General features: G+C 57.3%; 15 protein-coding genes and 2 pseudogenes. 5 read left to right on the top strand and 12 right to left on the bottom strand.

Annotation, left to right across the window (positions count from 1 at the left end):
* Positions 1–11 precede the first annotated feature (11 nt).
* Positions 12–1,304: an amino acid deaminase gene (locus tag CAter10_RS14950; RefSeq protein ID WP_061534029.1), complete on the bottom strand. Its 1,293-nt coding sequence runs from the start codon at positions 1,302–1,304 to the stop codon at positions 12–14.
* 234 nt (positions 1,305–1,538) lie between these two features.
* Here CAter10_RS14950 and CAter10_RS14945 point away from each other — a divergent pair, with 234 nt between their 5' ends.
* The 4 genes from CAter10_RS14945 to CAter10_RS14930 all read left to right on the top strand — a co-directional run bounded on the left by CAter10_RS14945 (position 1,539) and on the right by CAter10_RS14930 (position 5,943).
* A complete protein-coding gene (locus CAter10_RS14945; RefSeq protein ID WP_061534028.1) occupies positions 1,539–2,420 on the top strand; it encodes a MurR/RpiR family transcriptional regulator in 882 nt (293 codons plus the stop codon).
* Between the two features lies 1 nt (position 2,421).
* Positions 2,422–3,939 carry an N-acyl-D-amino-acid deacylase family protein gene (locus tag CAter10_RS14940; RefSeq protein WP_061534027.1) on the top strand — a complete coding sequence of 506 codons (1,518 nt, stop codon included), beginning with the start codon at positions 2,422–2,424 and terminating at the stop codon, positions 3,937–3,939.
* Between the two features lie 46 nt (positions 3,940–3,985).
* Complete coding sequence (locus tag CAter10_RS14935) at positions 3,986–4,369, top strand: RidA family protein (protein WP_061535381.1); 384 nt, start codon at positions 3,986–3,988, stop codon at positions 4,367–4,369.
* Between the two features lie 221 nt (positions 4,370–4,590).
* Entirely contained in the window at positions 4,591–5,943 is a 1,353-nt protein-coding gene (locus tag CAter10_RS14930; RefSeq protein ID WP_061534026.1) for a GntP family permease, read from the top strand.
* Positions 5,944–6,088: 145 nt separating this feature from the next.
* Here CAter10_RS14930 and CAter10_RS24685 read toward each other — a convergent pair.
* Positions 6,089–6,441, bottom strand: a pseudogene (locus CAter10_RS24685) (DUF7079 family protein).
* Positions 6,435–6,689, bottom strand: coding sequence for a hypothetical protein (locus CAter10_RS22545; protein ID WP_128083092.1), 255 nt, complete (start codon positions 6,687–6,689; stop codon positions 6,435–6,437). Before CAter10_RS22545 ends, CAter10_RS24685 begins: the two are co-directional and overlap by 7 nt.
* A 108-nt stretch (positions 6,690–6,797) precedes the next feature.
* Here CAter10_RS22545 and ppk1 point away from each other — a divergent pair, with 108 nt between their 5' ends.
* Entirely contained in the window at positions 6,798–8,852 is a 2,055-nt protein-coding gene (gene ppk1, locus CAter10_RS14920) for a polyphosphate kinase 1 (protein ID WP_061534024.1), read from the top strand.
* A 10-nt stretch (positions 8,853–8,862) separates the two neighbouring features.
* Here ppk1 and CAter10_RS14915 read toward each other — a convergent pair whose 3' ends face one another.
* The 9 genes and pseudogenes from CAter10_RS14915 to dapD form a co-directional block, all read right to left on the bottom strand.
* Positions 8,863–9,522 carry an amino acid ABC transporter permease gene (locus CAter10_RS14915; protein WP_061534023.1) on the bottom strand — a complete coding sequence of 220 codons (660 nt, stop codon included), beginning with the start codon at positions 9,520–9,522 and terminating at the stop codon, positions 8,863–8,865.
* A 109-nt stretch (positions 9,523–9,631) separates the two neighbouring features.
* Positions 9,632–10,435, bottom strand: a complete 804-nt coding sequence (locus CAter10_RS14910) for a cystine ABC transporter substrate-binding protein (protein WP_061534022.1) — start codon at positions 10,433–10,435, stop codon at positions 9,632–9,634.
* 283 nt (positions 10,436–10,718) lie between these two features.
* Complete coding sequence (locus tag CAter10_RS14905) at positions 10,719–11,630, bottom strand: Rossmann-like and DUF2520 domain-containing protein (RefSeq protein WP_082797936.1); 912 nt, start codon at positions 11,628–11,630, stop codon at positions 10,719–10,721.
* Entirely contained in the window at positions 11,588–13,600 is a 2,013-nt protein-coding gene (locus CAter10_RS14900) for an ATP-binding cassette domain-containing protein (protein ID WP_061534020.1), read from the bottom strand. Before CAter10_RS14900 ends, CAter10_RS14905 begins: the two co-directional genes overlap by 43 nt.
* Before the next feature lie 111 nt (positions 13,601–13,711).
* Positions 13,712–14,596 (bottom strand): 50S ribosomal protein L3 N(5)-glutamine methyltransferase, encoded by an 885-nt coding sequence (gene prmB / locus CAter10_RS14895; protein WP_061535380.1) that lies wholly within the window; start codon positions 14,594–14,596, stop codon positions 13,712–13,714.
* A 215-nt stretch (positions 14,597–14,811) separates the two neighbouring features.
* The gene (gene dapE / locus CAter10_RS14890; protein WP_061534019.1) at positions 14,812–15,966 is read right to left on the bottom strand and encodes a succinyl-diaminopimelate desuccinylase; all 1,155 of its coding nucleotides are present in this window, start codon (positions 15,964–15,966) and stop codon (positions 14,812–14,814) included.
* 50 nt (positions 15,967–16,016) lie between these two features.
* Entirely contained in the window at positions 16,017–16,370 is a 354-nt protein-coding gene (locus tag CAter10_RS14885) for an ArsC family reductase (RefSeq protein WP_061534018.1), read from the bottom strand.
* A gap of 91 nt (positions 16,371–16,461) precedes the next feature.
* Positions 16,462–17,606, bottom strand: a pseudogene (locus tag CAter10_RS14880) (PilT/PilU family type 4a pilus ATPase).
* A gap of 98 nt (positions 17,607–17,704) precedes the next feature.
* Positions 17,705–18,532, bottom strand: coding sequence for a 2,3,4,5-tetrahydropyridine-2,6-dicarboxylate N-succinyltransferase (dapD, locus tag CAter10_RS14875; RefSeq protein ID WP_061534017.1), 828 nt, complete (start codon positions 18,530–18,532; stop codon positions 17,705–17,707).
* Positions 18,533–18,597 lie beyond the last annotated feature (65 nt).

The raw sequence follows: 18,597 nt of genomic DNA, 5'->3' as shown, positions 1-18,597 counted from the left end.
CGCCGCCGAAATTAAAAGAATGTCTGGATCACGTCGACCACTTCGTGCTGTGGATTGAGCACGGCAATGTGACGCCATTTGTCGAAGGTCAGGCAAGGATGCGAAATATCGAAGCCGATCATGTCGCCGACCTTGATGTCGTCGCCCGCATTGATCTGCAGGTAGGCGTGCTGGTCCATCATGCCGGTCAGCTGCCAGTGTGCCGGCGTTGCAGTCGGTGCGATGCTGCCAGGACGATAGTGGGCGGCAGGCAGTGGCAAGCCAGCGTCAAATGCGGCGTCGCGCTTGCCAAGGGCGATGATGGCTTTGCCGGTTTCGGGAATCGATTGCACATAAGCCCACAGTTGCAATGCCGGCAGCAGCTCAGTGCGCATTTTGCGCGCGATTGGATTGCGGGTCTGGATCTGTGCCTGCGCCGCGCGGTAGATACCGACATCGTGGGTCAGGTAGCAACCGGGACGCAGCACCACATCCAGCGGCAGGCCGATGTCGGTCTTGACGAATTCGTCGGCAACTACGTCGTACCAGGCAGAACCGGCGCCGGTCAGGATCACCGGCTGGCGGGCGGCGCGTTCGGCAAAGCGGCCATCCTTGGCCAGTTGTTTGGTGCATGCCACCGCATGTTGCAGGAAGCTGCGGATATCGGCTTCTTCCTTCAACACGCCTTCATAGAGTTCGACCCCGGCCAGCACGATGTGATCAGGCCAGCGCGCGATGGCATCCAGCACGGCAGTTTGCTGCTCGGCGTTGCGCACGCCGGTGCGGCCGCCGTCGGCGCCTAGTTCCAGCAATACGTTTAGCTTTTGATTGCGACCCTTGAAGAACGCACCGAGTTGATCGACGCCGTCAGCTGAATCGACCAGGCAGCAGAAATCGAAGGACAGGTCGGCCAGCAGGTCGGAAATGATCGCCATGTTTTGTTTGCCGACCAATTGGTTGGCCATGATCACGCGGCGTACGCCATGCTGGTAGGCTACCCGGGTCTGATGTGCGGTAGCTAGCGTGATGCCCCACGCGCCGCCGGCCAACTGGTGTGCGAACAGCTTCGGCGCCATCGTGGTTTTGCCGTGCGGGGCCAGCTTGACGCCATATTCGGTGACGAACTGTTGCATCCATTGCAGGTTGTGCGTCATGCGTTCTTCATACAGCACTGCGGTCGGCAGGCTCAGGTCTTCGTGCAGCAGGTTCCAGTTCAGGGCCTTGACGTCTGTGGCGGGTAAGGCTTGTTGAAATGCGCCCAGTCCTTTGTTCAGTGGATCGATGATCGGGTTCGCTGTATCAGTGTGATAGTTTGTAACATTCATGTTCAAGCCCCTCTGTCAGAATTCGTTTGACGTAATCATATCCTTGAATTTACTATATTAAAAGCATGTTACAAAGTATCATGGTGAGATTTTCCAAGACCTTGGTGATTCTTATGCAAGGTTCCTTGGGGCAGCAATTGCATCAAATATAGTTTATTTCCGCGGGGAAATTGAGCAGGAAGCATTCATACGACTCGATCGCCCGCCAAGCACCTTGGACTGACATTGGAGCACATGTCTCATTCATTCGATATCGTGTCGCGCATCGCCGAACGCAGCGGGCAATTGCGCCTGGCTGAGCAAAAGGTGGCGCAGGCGATCCTGGGCGACTTGCCGTTCGCCGCCAGCGCCAGCATCCAGACGCTGGCCAAGCAGGCCGGCGTCAGCGAAGCCAGCGTTACCCGTTTCGCCAAAGCCATCGGTTGCCGAGACGTGCGCGAACTGAAGATGAATCTGGCGCAGGCGGCGGCGATCGGTCAGCGTTTCTTGCGGGCCGACAGCCCAGTTGCCGAAGATCAGTTGCCGCAGATTGTCGACACCATTTATGCCGATATCCACAAAGTGCTGGAAGTGAACCGCGCTTTGCTGAGTCAGGAGGCATTGCAGCAAGCGGCGCAAGCCTTGCTGCAGGCGCGCATGATTTACGCCTTTGGTATGGGCGGCGGCTCGACTATGCTGTCCGATGAGGCACGTTATCGCTTGGTGCGCCTAGGGCGTCCGGTTGCGACCTATCACGATGCCATGTTGCAAAGAATGGTGGCCGCGACACTCGACAAGAACGATGTGGTGCTGGTCCTGTCGACCACCGGCAACGTGCCTGAGCTTAATGCCAACTGCGCGGTCGCCAAAGCGTACGGCGTGCGGTTGTTGGCGATCACGGCGCTTGGTTCGCCGCTGGCGGCGATGGCCGATGTGCTGTTGCCGCTAAAGTCGCTGGAAACCGATTTTATTTTCAAGCCGTCGTCGTCGCGCTACGCCATGATGATGGCGCTGGATGTGCTGATGGCAGAGTTGGCGTTGCTACAGAAGGATCACAGCCAGGAGTTGCTGCGGCGCCTGAAATTCACGCTGGATGCGCATCGCGGTGGCAGCAATCGCGAGCCGTTGGGGGATTGAAATGAGTAGTGAAACCAATATGGATTTGAACAACATGGAAGTACGCCATTGCGACACGTTGATCATCAATGCGTCGGTGATTGACGGCAGCGGCAGTGCGCCGTTTGCCGCCGACGTGGCAGTCGATGGTGGCCGCATCGCGCGGATCGCCACTGATGGTTCCTTGCGCAGCTGGCATGCGCTGCAGGTGATAGACGGCAGCGGCAAGGTGCTTAGCCCCGGCTTCATCGACGTCCACACCCATGACGACACCAACGTCATCCGCACGCCCAGCATGCTGCCCAAGTTGTCGCAAGGCGTGACTACCGTGGTGGTTGGTAATTGCGGCATCAGCGCGGCGCCGGTCAGCCTCAAGGCGGAACCGCCGGATCCGATGAACCTGCTGGGCGAAGCCGGCGCGTTCAGCTATCCGACTTTCGCCAGTTACGTCGAAGCCGTCAACCGTGCCCAGCCATCGATCAATGTGGCGGCGCTGGTCGGCCACACGGCCTTGCGCAGCAACCAGATGGATCGCCTCGACCGTGCCGCCACCGAATCCGAAATCGCCGCCATGTGCGCCCAGTTGAGCGAAGCGCTGGCGCATGGCGCGCTGGGCCTCAGTACCGGCCTGGCCTATGGCAATGCGATCAATGCGCCGACTGCCGAAGTGCTGGCCTTGGCGGAGCCGCTGGCCAACGCTGGTGGTATCTACGCGACCCATTTGCGCAGCGAATTTGCCGACATCCTGGAAGCAATGGACGAGGCTTTCCGCATCGGCAAGCATGCCCGCGTGCCAGTCGTGATTTCGCACCTGAAGTGCGCCGGCGTCGAAAACTGGGGCCGTAGCGCCGAAGTGCTGGAAGCCCTGGAGCAGGCGCAACGCTACCAGCCGGTTGGTTGCGACTGCTATCCCTATACCGCCAGCTCATCGACGCTCGACCTGAAGCAGGTGACCGACACTATCGACATCATGGTGACTTGGTCGGAACCGCATCCGGCAATGGGCGGCAAGCTGCTGGCTGAGATCGCCGCCGAATGGCAGGTTGATCTGATGGAAGCGGCGCGCCGCCTGCAACCGGCCGGCGCCGTCTATCACTGCATGCAGGATGACGACGTCAATCGCATCCTGAGCCATCCGGCCAGCGTGGTCGGCTCCGACGGTTTGCCCAATGATCCGTTGCCGCATCCGCGCCTGTGGGGCGCCTTTCCACGCGTGCTCGGTTATTACAGCCGCGAACAAAAACTGTTCCCGCTGACGGTGGCGATCCGCAAGATGACGGGTTTGTCTGCCGAACGCTTCGGCCTGACTGAGCGTGGGTTGGTGCGTGAGGGTTATTGGGCCGACCTGGTTCTGTTTGACCCTGATACCGTGCGCGATGCGGCGACTTTTTCCGATCCGATGCAGCCGGCTGAGGGTATCGAGGCGGTGTGGGTGAACGGCGCCTTGTCCTATCTGGGCGGTACGGAAAAGGCCGCCACTGCATTGCGTGCCGGGCGTTTCCTGGCAAGGCAGGCAGCGGCGCCTGCAGTGGTTGCTTAAAAAGGAAAGTATAAATTTTTGTTGTGTTTTTTTATTGGGGGTAGTGATGACAATCAAACGATATGGTGTTGAAGGTGGTTCCGGAACCGGTGGACAGCATTTGCCGTTCGCACGTGCGGTGGAAGCCGACGGCTGGCTGTATGTGTCCGGCCAGGTGGCGATGGTGAATGGCGAAGTGATCGATGGCGGCATCGTCGCGCAATCGCATCAGACCATCCAGAATGTGCTGGCGATCTTGAAGGAAGCCGGTTATGGTCCGGAACATGTGGTGCGTTGTGGCGTCTGGCTCGACGACACGCGCGATTTCCAGTCGTTCAATCGTGTATTCAAGGAATACTTTGGCGCCAATCCGCCGGCCCGTGCCTGTGTGCAGTCGAGCATGGTGGTGGATTGCAAGGTTGAAGTCGACTGTATCGCTTATAAAAAGTAAGCACAGTAGCTGAGACGGAAATGCATGACAACTAATAGAAAATAGTTGCAGAATGACGCCCTTTTGAATTGATGTGGATAGTGCCGGATCGTTTTTTCCCATTTTCATATTCATATGTTCCACGGCAAGCTAGTTGGCGTGCGACGATGGAATAGGTGGGAAGTTCGGACAGGCAGCGGTTTTTCGGCGTCAGAAAATAAACCGGATTAAAGGAGGATTTGATGGAGATGGTTCAGGGAAGTACGTTGCTGCTCTATGCAGTGATTGCGGTGATTGCACTGGTGGTGCTGATCGCCAAGTTCAAGATGAATCCATTCATCGTGCTGATCGTTGTGTCGGTGATCTTGGGCCTGGTGGTCGGCATGCCGATGGCCAGCATCGTCAAATCTTACGAAACCGGGGTTGGCGGCGCGCTTGGGCATATTGCGCTGGTGGTCGGTTTGGGTACCATGTTCGGCAAGATGATGGCCGAATCTGGCGGCGCGGAACGGATCGCCAACACGCTGATCGGCGCGTTCGGCCCCAAGCGGGTGCACTGGGCCATGATGGTGGTGGCGCTGATCGTCGGCTTGCCGGTATTCTTCGAAGTCGGTTTCGTGCTGCTGATCCCGATCGCTTTCAACGTCGCCAAACGTACTGGCACCAACATGATCATGGTCGGTATTCCAATGGTTGCCGGTCTGTCTGTAGTGCATGGCCTGATCCCGCCGCATCCTGCCGCGCTGTTCGCCGTGACCGCCTACAATGCCGATATTGGCCGCACCATCATGTATGCGCTGATCGTCGGCATTCCGACGGCGATTATTGCTGGCCCGTTGTTTGCCAAACTGATCAGCCGTTTCGTCGTGCCTAACCCTGATAATCCACTCATCGCGCAATTCGTCGAAGAAGACAAGAAACGCGAACTGCCGGGTTTCGGTATCACCATTTTCACCATCCTGCTGCCTGTGGCACTGATGCTGATTGGCAGCTGGGCCGATCTGTTCTTCACGCCGAAAACCTTTGCCAACGATTTCCTGCGTCTGATGGGTAACTCGGTGATCGCGCTGCTGATTGCGACACTGGTCAGCTTCTACACATTCGGCAAGGCGCGTGGCTTTGATCGCGAATCGATCCTGAAATTCACCACCGAGTGTCTGGCGCCAATCGCTGGGATTACCCTGATTGTTGGCGCTGGCGCCGGTTTTGGCCGCATCCTGATCGACGGTGGCGTCTCCAAGGCAATCGTCGAGCTGGCCAATAATGCGCATCTGTCGCCATTGCTGTTGGGTTGGTTCGTCGCTGCATTGATTCGCGTTGCCACTGGCTCAGCGACAGTCGCGATGACGACGGCCTGCGGTATTGTCGCGCCTATTGTCACGGCTGGCGGTGTCGCCGTGCGACCAGAACTGATGGTGCTGGCAACCGGCGCTGGTTCGCTGATTCTGTCGCACGTCAATGACGGCGGTTTCTGGCTGGTCAAGGAATATTTCAACATGACCGTGACGGAAACTTTCAAAACCTGGACCGTGTGCGAAACCATCATTTCGGTGGTGGCCTTGTTGCTGACATTGGGGTTGGCTACGGTGGTCTGATTTATTAGCGCTTTCAGCCGGTATCTTGAAAACGGCTCGCAGAACTTGGGTTCTGCGAGCCGTTTTGCTTGTGTTTGGTGGGCTGCAAAGATACAAAATCGTCTAGGAATTTTTATACGTAGTATTTGCCGTGGTTATGAGTAATTTACTCTGTCATTTTTTTCCTAATTGCGTGCCATTCTGTACTGAAATGCCTCCGCAAGTAGAGGACGAAAGCTTTGTGTCGTAAATTGGCTATCACGGAGTGTTTGTTTTTTTCCTGCATGCTACGAATGCCAGCGATTAGCTTTTCTTTGTCAAAGCCGGACCAGATCGGAGGAATCGGTGACATGAGATTGGGAACGCAGTAGGGAGCAACTTCTTCAAAAATATCTTCTGAAGCTGTACTGGATCAATATCCGAAACCTGCGCCGCGATCCGTTCATAGCAGATATCATTATCGACGAATGCGTCTGACAAGGCTTCCCACGCTTCTTCCCGACGTTGTTCGCTCAACATATATTCCATCTTGTGAATTCCTCAAGCTCATCGTCAAACGCATCGGTTGTTTTTTCTGCTGCGTAGCCGACCACGATGCTAGCTGCCAATACCACCGCAACTGGGCAAAATGGTGCGCCAGAGCCACTTAGCGTTGAAACCGCTAAGCCTGCCAGCGATCCTTCTGCTACGCCCCCCGTAATGATGGCGCCTTGACGAATGCTCTCTTTCTGCTTGTTGTCTGCTACGGCAATGGAGTGTACTGCCAATGTCGCTTGTCACTGTCGCGTCACATTGCGTCTTTACAATCAAAAATATCATATTGGTAAGCGTCAGCGCTTGTTCATTGTAATTTCTCACACTCTTCCGACCGGATCATGACCTTTCCATTGCTCAATCGCGAACTCGGCGTACTCGCCTTCAATGAACGCGTCCTGGCGCAAGCCGAAGACCCGACGGTGCCGTTGCTCGAACGGCTACGGTTTGTCTGCATCACTAGTAGCAACCTGGATGAATTTTCAGAGATTCGCATGTCCGGCCTGCAGGAGCAGATCCGGGTCGCGGTGGATGGCGTGACGCCGGATGGGATGTCGCTGCAGCATGCCTATAGCACCATCAGCGATCGCGCCCAGAAACTGGTCGCGCGGCAGTATGCATTGTTCAATGAGGTGCTGCTGCCGGCCTTGAATACGGAAGGTATCGCCTTCTATCAAGAGTCCGAGTGGGACGAACAGCAGACCGCCTGGGCGCATGAATTTTTCAAGACTGAGCTGTTGCCGGTACTGACGCCGATCGGCCTGGATCCGGCCCATCCGTTTCCGCGCGTGCTCAACAAAAGTTTGAATTTCGCCGTCAAGCTGAGCGGCAAGGATGCTTTCGGTCGCGAGACTGAACTGGCGATCGTCCAGGCGCCGCGCGTGCTGCCACGGTTGGTGCGGATGCCTGAGAATCTGTCGAAGCATGCTTACGGCTTTGTCTTGCTGAGCAGTTTCATGCAACGCTTTGTCGGTGAACTGTTTCCGGGTTTGTCGATTGGCGGCTGCTACCAGTTTCGCGTGACGCGCAACAGCGACTTGTTTGTCGATGAGGACGAAGTTACCGATTTGCGGCTGGCCTTGCAGGGCGAGTTGCCAACGCGCCAGCTGGGCAATGCAGTGCGCCTGGAAGTCGCCGACGGTACGCCGGCTTCGCTGGTGCAGCGTTTACTGAACCAGAATGGCCTCACCCCCGGCGATTGCTATCGGGTCAACGGCGCAGTCAACCTGGTGCGCCTGATGCCACTGCCCGATCTGGTTGATCGGCCCGACTTGAAATTCACGCCGCATACGCCGGTGCTGCCGAAAACCTTCGTCACTGGCGCTTCGGTGTTCGACGTGATCGATCAGAGTGATGTGCTGCTGCATCATCCGTATGAAAGTTTCCAACCGGTGCTGGAGCTGCTACAACAGGCGGCTATCGATCCGGATGTGCTGGCGATCAAACAGACCATTTATCGCACCGGCAACGATTCACCGCTGATGAGCGCGCTGATGCAAGCGGCCAAGAACGGCAAGGAAGTGACAGTGGTGCTGGAGCTGATGGCGCGCTTCGACGAAGAAACCAATATCGGCTGGGCGGCCAAGCTGGAAGCGGTTGGCGCCCATGTGGTGTACGGCGTGTTCGGCTACAAGACGCATGCCAAGATGTTGCTGATTGTGCGTCGCAAGCGCCACGCCAAGCACACCAAACTGAAGCGCTATGTGCATCTCGGCACCGGCAACTATCATCCGAAAACCGCTCGCCTATACACCGATTTCGGCTTGATGACGAACGACGACAAGATCTGCGAAGACGTGCATAACGTGTTCCAGCAACTGACCGGATTTGGCAAGCAGGTGCCGCTCAAGCGTCTCTGGCAATCGCCGTTTACCTTGCATGCGAATGTGCTCAATGCGATCCAGAAGGAAGTCGATGCGGCCAAGGCGGGCAAGCAGGGCTACATCATCGCCAAGATGAATGCGCTGCTGGAGCCGACCGTGATCGAAGCGCTGTACCTGGCCTCGCAGGCCGGGGTCAAGATCCAACTCCTGATTCGCGGCGTGTGTGCGTTGCAGCCGGGTGTACCGGGCTTGTCGGAAAACATCAAGGTACGTTCCATCATCGGCCGTTTCCTGGAACACCACCGGGTCTTTTATTTTTACGCCGATGGCGAAGAGCATGTGATGCTGTCGAGCGCTGACTGGATGGACCGCAATTTATTCCGCCGTATCGAAACTGCTTTCCCGATCCAGGACAGCAAGCTCAAGCGGCGCGTAATTGAAGAAAGCCTGCTGGTGCATTTGCAGGACAATGCATCGGCCTGGGATATGGACAGCGACGGCAGCTATCGCAAAGCCGATCCTGGCGATGCCACGCCGCTGGTCAGCCAGACCGATCTGCTGAGCCGCTTCTGAGCACGACAAATCAATTGCGGTGCGCTTGTCCCAGCTTGCGCTCCAGCCGGATCTGCAGGCGTTCGAAACATATGCTGAGGCACCAGTAGACTGCCGCCGCGGCCAGGTACAAGGGGAGTGGCCGAAAGGTCACGGCGATCACTTCCTTGGTGGCTAGCATCAGTTCAGTCACGGTGATGACCGATACCAGCGAAGTGTCCTTGATCAGACTGATGAGGGTATTGCTCATTGACGGCACCGCAATGCGGATTGCCTGCGGAATCACGATATAGCGCAATGTTTGGCCATAGTTGAGGCCGAGGCTGTAACTGGCCGACCATTGGCCGTTATGTACGCCGAGGATCGCGCCGCGCAGGCTTTCCGACAGATAAGCGCCGGCGTTCAGGCTGAGCGCCAGGATACCTGCAGTCAACGGCGAGAAACTGATGCCGATGCTTGGCAGGCCGTAATAAATCACGAAGATTTGTACCAGCAACGGCGTGCCGCGCATCAGGCTGACATAGGCGGTGGCCGGCCATTGCGCCCAGCGCGAGGGTACGATACGTGCGATTGCCAATGGAAAGCCGAGCAGCAATCCACCCAGCATGGATGCAACTGCAAACACCAGGGTATAGCCGACGCCCTTGAACAGGATCGGCGCTGCCTGCAGCAGCAAGTCTAGTATTTCCATATCGTCTTCTATTAAGCGGGCCGGATTTTTTTGCTTAAAAAAACATCCCCGCAGTGGGCGGGGATGTTTGGTTTAACGCAAGTGTAGCGCGAATCATGTGACTGCGATATTACTGCGCTGATGGCGCTTTGCTGACATCGAAACCGAACCACTTGAAAGAAACCTGCTTGAAGCTGCCGTCTTTCTGGATATCGTCCAGCGCCTTATTCAAGGCGGCTTCAAATTTCGGATTGCCTTTTTGGAAAGGGATGCCGATCTTGTCGATGTCGCCGAAGGTCGCACCAGCCTTCAACGGCAGGTTGGAGCTCTTCAGCAGATAGCCGACCAGCAGGCGATCGTTCAATGCGGCATCGATGCGGCCACTGGCCAGGTCGGCCAGGTATTCCGGCGAGCCAGGATAGGTTTTGACATCAATCCCTGCAACCGCCTTGGCCTTTTGTTCAAAGTTGGTGCCTTGACCCAAGCCGAGTTTGAAGCCCTTCAGCGACTCCAATGTCGGGAAGCTGCGTTTCTCGTCTTTTCTGACAATGAGCTGAGCGCTGGAGTACGTGTAAGGCTGGGAGAAATCGAAAGCCTTTTGACGTGCTTCGGTAATGCCGACCTGATTCAGGATCACGTCATATTTGCCGGCGCCGAGGCCCGCCAGGATACCGCTCCATTCGGTCGTCGTGAACTCCGCTTTCACGCCAAACTTGGCCGCCAGCAATTTGGCGACATCCACTTCAAAGCCGGTCAGCTCGCCAGTCTTCTGATCCTTGAAGTTGAATGGCGGATAGTTGCCTTCCATCGCCACTTTCAAGGTGCCGCGCGTTTTGACGGTATCCAGCAGATCGGCGGCGAACGCATTTAGCGTGACGCCGGTAATCAGTATTGCCGCTGCAATCTTGCTTAGTTTGGACAGTGCTGTAGTCATTTTTTTTCCCTTTGATGGATAGGATTACGAAAAACCTACTGCACGCTGCAATCTCGACACTGCGATGCTCACCGTACTCTCGTACGGCTACGCCCTGTCGTGGTCACTTCTGCTGCCAACCTTGCAGCGTTCGCTACGGTTTTTCAAGGTCCTCGTGAGGTGGTGGTGACGACTATGTTAAGCGGACTTCCCTGCAAATGTGAAATGATGGTTTTTCTACTCTATATGCACTTATTGTATTTGCATTGCAGATAATTATCAGTTATTGGCGATTCTACGCAATTTACGGCTTGTTGTTTTGCTTGCGTGCGGCGAGGCTGGTAGTCAGTTCAGCAAACTGCCGGTAAAGCTCGGCGAGATGAGGTTGATGCTGTTGCAGCGCCCGCTGCTGGCGCGCCACAGTAGTGACATCGCCACGCGCGATAGGGCCGGTCAGAGCAGTGGCCGGGCCGAGTCGGAACGCATTGGCCGCGCTTTCGGACAGCAGCGGTTCGATCAGTTTCAGCGCCAGTTCAGGCGGAATGCCGGCGGCGGCATAGACTTGCTGAGCGACATCGATCAGCGTTACCAGATAATTGGAGGCAAATACGGCGGCAGCGTGGTACAGCGTCTTTTGCTCGCGCTGGATGGGCACCAGATGCCCGCCGATGGCGCTGAAGGCCGGGCCGAGCACGGCAAGGGCGTCGTCGTCGCCTTCGCTGCCGCACCAGGTGCCGGCGAAGTGTTCGGCTACTTGCTGCGGATCTGCGAAACTGCGGATCGGGTGGATGCTGGCGACGGCTGCACCATGTTCGATTGCGGCCTGCAGTGCCAGCGACGACAACGCGCCGCTGCAATGAAATACGATAGTGCCCGACTGTAGTTTGCCGGCTGCAGCCAGGGCTGCGCAACAAGCGGCAATTTGGTCGTCGCTGACACTGAGTAGATAAACATCGGCGGGGCGCAGATCGGCATAGGATGCGGTCGCGGTGCCGGCGCCGATGAAGGCGCTGGCCTGTTGTGCGCTGCTTGCGGAGCGGTTCAGGATGTCGAACAGCGTAAAGCTGTTCTGTGTGTGCCACAGACGGCCCAGAGTGCGGCCGAGCTTGCCGCCGCCGATGATGCTCAAGGTGGCGGGCAGGCGTCGACCGGCATCGTTCTCCTGGTTTGCCGTTAGTTGCCCAACTGCTCCAGCGCTTCCTGCTGTTCCAGCCATTCCGCCTCCAGTTGCGTCAGTTCCTTGGCATAAAACGCCTGATCGGCCAGCAGCGTAGCCAATTCTTTCTTCTTGTCCTTGTCGTAGATTTCCGGATCGGCCAGGCGCGTATCGACAGTATGCTTCTGTGCGCTGCGTTTGGCGATCTGTTCGTCGAGTCGCTTGATACGCGCTTCGATCGGCTTTTTCTGCGCTGCCAGTTTTTGACGGGCATCCGCTTCCTGGCGTTTTTGTTCACGTCGATCGGCGCTGTCGACCGCAGCTGCGGGAGCCACGGCGCTGGCAATCTTTGCCTTGCTGCCGGTTTTTGGCAATGCCGCGGCATCGGTAAGATTGGCTGCGCCATTCTTGGCAGCCAGCTTGGTCTTGAACAGCCAGTCCTTGTAGTCGTCGAGGTCGCCGTCGAACGGCGCTACCTTGCCGTCGGCAACAATGATGAACTGGTCGGTAGTGGCGCGCAACAGATGGCGATCATGTGACACCAGCACCAATGTGCCTTCGAACTGCGCCAGCGCCATGGTCAGCGCCTCGCGGGTTTCCAGGTCCAGATGGTTGGTCGGTTCATCCAGCAGCAGCAGGTTAGGGCGCTGCCAGACGATCAGCGCCAGCGCCAGGCGGGCTTTTTCGCCGCCGGAGAAGGGGGCGATCGAGCTGGTTACCATGGTGCCGTTGAAATTAAAGCTGCCAAGGAAATTGCGCAGTTCCTGTTCACGCACGGTCGGCGCGATCTTCCCCATGTGCCACAGCGGCGATTCGTCGTGGCGCAGCATTTCCACTTGGTGCTGCGCGAAGTAGCCGATCGACAAGCCTTTGCCGAACTGGGCCTCGCCACGCAGCGGTTTGAGCTCTTCGGCGATGGTCTTGATGAAAGTCGATTTACCGGCGCCGTTGACGCCCAGCAGGCCGATGCGTTGGCCGATCTGCAACGAGAAATTGATGCCGGAGACGATCACTTTTTCAGTGACGTCATGACTGGTTTCGCTTTCAGTGCGATAGCCGGCGCTGACGTCTTCCATCACCAGCAGCGGGTTTGGTGCGCTCAGCGGTACCCGGAATTCGAACGAAAACTCAGCAGCGGCGCGCAACGGCGCCAGCTCTTCCATCTTGGCCAACGCTTTCATTCGGCTTTGCGCCTGGCGAGCCTTGCTGGCCTGAGCCTTGAAGCGGTTGATGAAGGATTCCAGATGGGCGCGCTGGCGCATCTGCTTTTCCAGTGTACCGGCGGCCAGTTCCAGCTGCGCCGAGCGTTGGCGTTCGAACGACGAATAGTTGCCCGAGTAGCGTTTTAGCTTGCGCTCATCGATATGCACGATGACGTTCACCACGCCGTCCAGGAAATCGCGATCATGGGAGATGATGATCAGGGTGCCGGGATAACGCTTGAGCCAGTCTTCCAGCCAGATGATGGCGTCCAGGTCCAAGTGGTTGGTTGGTTCGTCGAGCAGCAGCAGGTCGGAAGGGCACATCAGCGCTTGCGCCAGGTTCAGGCGCATGCGCCAGCCGCCGGAGAAGCTGGCTACCGGTTGATCCATCTGCGCCAGCGAAAAGCCGAGACCGGTCAGCAGCTGTTCCGCGCGCGAGCGCACGGTGTAGGCGTCGGCGTCGGCCAGTGCGCTGTACAGTTCGCCGATCAGGATGCCGTTGGAACTGCTTTCCGGTTCGCTTTCCAGAAACGCCAGTTCTTCTTCCAGGCGACGCAGCGTGACATCGCCGTCAATCGCGTATTCAATTGCGGGACGATCCAGCGCAGGCGTTTCCTGGGCTACGTAGGCCATGCGCCATTTCGACGGAAAGTCGATTTCGCCCTGGTCGGCGTGCAATTCCCCGCGCAGCAGGCCGAACAGGCTTGATTTGCCGGCGCCGTTGGCGCCGATAAGGCCGATCTTGTCGCCCGGGTTGAGGGTGACGTCGACATTATCGAGCAAAGGCTTGATGCCGCGCATCAGGGAAACTTGTTGGAAACGTATCATTAATAACTATCTGCTAAAGGTGCCAAATGGGCGGTAGAGATGGAGCTGCATGTACTGGACACAACGACTGCACACAACATACGAAAAAAGGTTTGGGCCAAGACGACGCGCTTACGGCAATTGATCTGCGGTCAGCAGGAACACCATGTCGTCGCCGGCGCTGGTTGAGACCCAGGTCATTTCCAGGTCAGGGAACGCGGCTTCGGCAAATGCGCGCTCATTGCCGATTTCGACGATGAGGATGCCGTTGGCGGTCAGGCGCTGTTTGGCGCCGGCCACGATCTTGCGCACCAGATCCATGCCGTCGTCGCCGCCAGCCAGGGCGATCTGCGGTTCGCGCAGGTATTCCGGCGGCAGCTTGCCCATTGAACCCGAGTTGACGTATGGCGGGTTGGTAACGATCAGGTCGTATTTCTTGTTCGGCACTTTGCTGTACAGGTCGGATTCGATCAGCGTGATGCGATCCTGCAATTCGTAATCGTCGACATTGCGCTTTGCCACGGCGAGGGCGTCGGCCGAGATGTCGGCGGTATCGACATGCGCTAGCGGGAAGGCATCTGCCAGCATGATCGGCAGGCAGCCGGAGCCGGTGCACAGCTCCAGGATGTTGCTGACCTCGGCAGGGTCCTGTAGCCATGGCGAGAAGTGGTCGGGAATCAGTTCGGCAATGAACGAACGCGGCACGATCACGCGCTGGTCGACGTAGAAACGATATTCACCGAGCCATGCTTCATTGGTGATGTAGGCGGCGGGCACGCGGTCGGTACTGCGTTTTTCGATGACTTGCAACACAGCTTCGACTTCTTGCGGCAGCAGGCGCGCATCGAAGAACGGTTCAATCTTGTCGAGCGGCAGACGCAGCGTGTGCAGGATCAGGTAGGCGGCTTCATCCAGCGCGTTACTGCTGCCGTGACCGAAGAACAGGCCGGCAGTATTGAAACGGGTAACCGCATAGCGCAGCAGGTCGCGGATGGTAGTGAATGAATTTGGAGTCATGGTGCGGATTATCAAAATAGGGGAATGCGGCAACTGTTCGAACGAGCGGTTCAGTTGCAGTCGCAAAAGTGTCAGGCGGATTTTATCGGAAATGCCTGTCCGGATGTGCCTTGGCCGAGAAACTAAGCGGCTAAGGCCTTGATTTTGTTGTTATTTGCCAAATTGTTAGCAAATAAGGCCGCCCCAGCGGGCGGCCATGGCGGCGCAGATGTTGATCAAGCCGCAGGCGACGTCAGCAGGTTTTCTAGCGTGCGGCGATAGATGTTCTTCAGCGGATCGATGAATTGCACTTCGACATGCTCGTCGATCTTGTGAATGCTGGCGTTCGGCGGTCCGAATTCGATCACTTGCGGACAGATCTGGGCAATGAAGCGGCCGTCTGACGTGCCGCCGGTGGTCGACAGCTCAGTGTTGATGCCGGTTTCTTCCCTGATCGCAGAAGAGATGGCGTCGCTCAAGCTGCCGCGGGGCGTCAGGAACGGCCGGCCGCCGACCGTCCAGGCCAACGTGTATTCGAGGCCGTGCTTGTCGAGGATCGCGTGCACGCGTTGTTGCAAACCTTCGACGGTGCTGGCGGTTGAAAAGCGGAAGTTGAAATCGATCACCACTTCACCCGGGATCACGTTGGATGCGCCGGTGCCACCGTGGATGTTCGACATTTGCCAGGAGGTCGGCAGATAGTATTCATTGGCTTCATCCCATTTTTCAGCAGCCAGTTCGGCCAGCGCCGGCGCTGCCAGGTGAATCGGGTTCTTGGCCAGATGCGGATAGGCGATGTGGCCCTGCACGCCCTTGACGGTCAGCTTGCCCGACATGGTGCCGCGCCGGCCGTTCTTGATCATGTCGCCCAAGGTCGAACTGGAAGTCGGTTCGCCGACGATGCAGTAATCGAGCTGTTCACCACGGGCTTTCAATTTGTCGCAGACCACCACTGTGCCGTCGGTGGCAGGGCCTTCCTCGTCGCTGGTGATCAGGAAGCCGATCGAACCTGCGTGGTCAGGATGGGCCTGAGTGAATTCTTCGACAGCGACAACCATCGCCGCGATTGAGGTTTTCATGTCGGCCGCGCCACGCCCATACAGTTTGCCATCGCGATGGCTAGGCAGGAACGGATCGGATTGCCATTGCTCGCGCGGACCGGTCGGCACCACGTCGGTGTGGCCGGCGAACACCAGCAGCGGCCGTTGTGTCCCTTTGCGCGCCCACAGATTGGTGACATCGCCGGACTGGATGGTTTCGCATACGAAGCCGAGCGGCTCCAGCAAATCGATCAGCATCGCCTGGCAGCCCTTGTCTTGCGGCGTGACGGACGACAGCGCGATCAATTGTTCGGCCAGCGCCAGGGTTTTGCTCTCGGTAGGGTTTTTCATGTCAGGTGCTTTTGTTCAGTGATTCTGTTTTGCGACGATTATCGTGACGATTATTGGCTGAATATCTCTTGATACAACGCATCCGAAAAACCGACGTAAGTATTCTTTCCGGTAAACAGCACCGGACGCTTGATGATCGATGGCAGTTCCATCATCAGCGGCGTGGCGCTGATGCCGTCCGTGATGCTGTTGCGGCGCTGTTCCGACAGGCCGCGCCAGGTAGTGCCTTTGCGGTTGACCAGCGTGTCCCAAGGAACATCGGCCAGCCAGGTAGTGATCAGTTCGGCGCTGACGCCGTCCTTCTTGAAATTGTGAAAGGTGTAGGCGATCTCTTGTTCTTCCAGCCAGGTACGGGCTTTCTTGACTGTGTCGCAGTTGGGGATGCCGTAAAGGGTAATTGCCATATGAAAAAAGTAGTAGCTGCCGGTCGTTGGGACCGTGGGTCAGATGGCGCACCTGGTTTGGGACCAGGGCGCCGAGATTCGAATAATGTGTTTACAGGTCGAGTGTAAATTCAGTGAAAGTAGCGCCTTCCACCTTTTCTGGCTCCGGCGCCACCGGCGCTGCATTCTTCTTGGAGTTCGGTGTATGGTTGTTGATCAGCCAGTACAGGTTGCTCGGCGAATCCGCATGAGCCAGGGCTTCATCCTGGGTAATTACGCCTTCCTCGATCAACTCCATCAGGGCCTGTTCGAAAGTCTGCGAGCCGGGCGCCAGACTTTTTTCCATCGCTTCCTTGATCTGGCTGATATTGTCTTCCTCGATCAATTCGGACACGTGGCGGGTATTGAGCATGATCTCGACTGCCGGCGTGCGGTCGCCATCGACCGTTGTCACCAGGCGTTGCGAAACGATCGCCGCCAGGGTAGATGCCAGGTCTTCCAGCAGTGCCGGACGATTTTCCAGAGGATAGAAACTGATGACCCGGTTCAGTGCGCGGTAGGTATTGTTGGCATGCAGCGTCGATACCACCAAATGGCCCGATTGCGCATAGGCGAGGGCAGCCGACATGGTTGCCTTGTCGCGGATTTCACCGATCAGGATGCAGTCCGGCGCCTGCCGCAATGCGTTCTTCAGCGCCCCGTTGAGGTCGTTGGTATCGCTGCCGATTTCACGCTGGTTGACGATCGAGCGATGATTGTGGAACAGGAATTCGATCGGATCTTCCAGTGTCAGGATGTGGCCGGTCTGGGTCTTGTTGCGGTAATCGAGCATTGAGGCGATGGTGGTCGATTTGCCCGAGCCGGTGGAGCCGACCACCAGCAGCAAGCCACGCTTGCGGCCGATCAGTTCGATCAGGGCCGGCGGCAGCCGCAATTCCTCAAACGCAGGAATGTCGATCGGGATATAGCGGATCACAGCCGAGATGCTGCCGCGCTGGCGGAATGCCGACAGCCGGAAACTGCCGACATCGGGGATCGGCAAGCCGATATTCAATTCGTTGTCACGGTCCAGCTCCTGCAGGCGCTCCGACGGCACCACTTCTTTCAACAGCATCTGGATGGAATGTGCATCCATGTTCTGCTGATTGACAGGAATCATCTGGCCCTTGATCTTCAAATGAATGGCGAGCCGGGTGCCAGGAACATGTCCGATGCTTCCTTCTCCCGCATCAGACGAAACAAGCGATCCATTGCCATCAAAAACTCCTCAGTGCAGGAAAAGTACTCATTATTATAGTTGCGCATGGGCAAAAGAATTTGCCCACCCTACGTTCTTAAACTTCTTGCCGCAATGATTAAGCTTCGCGCAGCAGTTCGTTGATGCCGGTCTTGGCGCGGGTCTTGGCGTCGACGCGCTTGACGATGACCGCGCAGTACAGGCTGTACTTGCCGTCGGCCGATGGCAGGCTGCCCGACACCACGACCGAACCCGCCGGGATGCGGCCGTAGGTGACTTCGCCGGTGGCGCGGTCATAGATCTTGGTCGACTGGCCGATGTAGACGCCCATCGAGATCACCGAATTTTCTTCAACGATCACGCCTTCGACGATTTCCGAACGGGCGCCGATGAAGCAGTTGTCTTCGATGATGGTCGGGTTGGCTTGCATTGGCTCCAGCACACCGCCGATGCCGACGCCGCCGGACAGGTGGACGTTCTTGCCGATCTGGGCGCAGGAACCGACGGTGGCCCAGGTGTCGACCATGGTGCCTTCATCGACGTAAGCGCCGATGTTGACGTAGGACGGCATCAGCACCACGTTTTTGCCAATGAAGCTGCCGTGGCGCGCGACGGCAGGCGGCACTACGCGGAAGCCGCCCTTGGCGAAATCTTCAGCGGTGTAGTTGGCGAACTTGGTCGGCACCTTGTCGTAGAACTGCATGTTGTCACCGGCCGGCATCGGCAGGTTGTCTTCCAGGCGGAACGACAGCAGCACAGCCTTCTTGATCCATTGATTGACGACCCAGTTGCCGTCGGTTTTCTGGGCGACGCGCAACGTACCTTGATTAAGTTCGGCGATCACTTTGGCAACCGCTTCGCGGACATCGGCCGGAGCAGTCTTAGGTGAGAAATCGGCGCGCTGTTCCCAGGCTTGGTCGATAAATGCTTGCAGAGATTGAGTCATGATAGGTCACTGATTGAAAGGTTAAAAATATGAATTTGACCATGACGACAGATGAAATACATCGT

Origin of the sequence: Collimonas arenae, from assembly GCF_001584165.1 — a bacterium.
In the GTDB taxonomy this organism is placed as follows: Bacteria; Pseudomonadota; Gammaproteobacteria; order Burkholderiales; family Burkholderiaceae_D; genus Collimonas; species Collimonas arenae.
The sequence above is the reverse complement of the archived record's forward strand: the minus strand, read 5'-3'. Positions and strand labels throughout refer to the sequence as shown.

What these genes read in the sequence shown, in the direction of transcription:
- CAter10_RS14950 (WP_061534029.1), bottom strand. Translation starts at nt 1,304, where the DNA reads ATGAATGTTACAAACTATCACACTGATACAGCGAACCCGATCATCGAT.
- CAter10_RS14945 (WP_061534028.1), top strand. Translation starts at nt 1,539, where the DNA reads ATGTCTCATTCATTCGATATCGTGTCGCGCATCGCCGAACGCAGCGGG.
- CAter10_RS14940 (WP_061534027.1), top strand. Translation starts at nt 2,422, where the DNA reads ATGAGTAGTGAAACCAATATGGATTTGAACAACATGGAAGTACGCCAT.
- CAter10_RS14935 (WP_061535381.1), top strand. Translation starts at nt 3,986, where the DNA reads ATGACAATCAAACGATATGGTGTTGAAGGTGGTTCCGGAACCGGTGGA.
- CAter10_RS14930 (WP_061534026.1), top strand. Translation starts at nt 4,591, where the DNA reads ATGGAGATGGTTCAGGGAAGTACGTTGCTGCTCTATGCAGTGATTGCG.
- ppk1 (WP_061534024.1), top strand. Translation starts at nt 6,798, where the DNA reads ATGACCTTTCCATTGCTCAATCGCGAACTCGGCGTACTCGCCTTCAAT.
- CAter10_RS14915 (WP_061534023.1), bottom strand. Translation starts at nt 9,522, where the DNA reads ATGGAAATACTAGACTTGCTGCTGCAGGCAGCGCCGATCCTGTTCAAG.
- CAter10_RS14910 (WP_061534022.1), bottom strand. Translation starts at nt 10,435, where the DNA reads ATGACTACAGCACTGTCCAAACTAAGCAAGATTGCAGCGGCAATACTG.
- CAter10_RS14905 (WP_082797936.1), bottom strand. Translation starts at nt 11,630, where the DNA reads ATGGCTGGAACAGCAGGAAGCGCTGGAGCAGTTGGGCAACTAACGGCA.
- CAter10_RS14900 (WP_061534020.1), bottom strand. Translation starts at nt 13,600, where the DNA reads ATGATACGTTTCCAACAAGTTTCCCTGATGCGCGGCATCAAGCCTTTG.
- prmB (WP_061535380.1), bottom strand. Translation starts at nt 14,596, where the DNA reads ATGACTCCAAATTCATTCACTACCATCCGCGACCTGCTGCGCTATGCG.
- dapE (WP_061534019.1), bottom strand. Translation starts at nt 15,966, where the DNA reads ATGAAAAACCCTACCGAGAGCAAAACCCTGGCGCTGGCCGAACAATTG.
- CAter10_RS14885 (WP_061534018.1), bottom strand. Translation starts at nt 16,370, where the DNA reads ATGGCAATTACCCTTTACGGCATCCCCAACTGCGACACAGTCAAGAAA.
- dapD (WP_061534017.1), bottom strand. Translation starts at nt 18,532, where the DNA reads ATGACTCAATCTCTGCAAGCATTTATCGACCAAGCCTGGGAACAGCGC.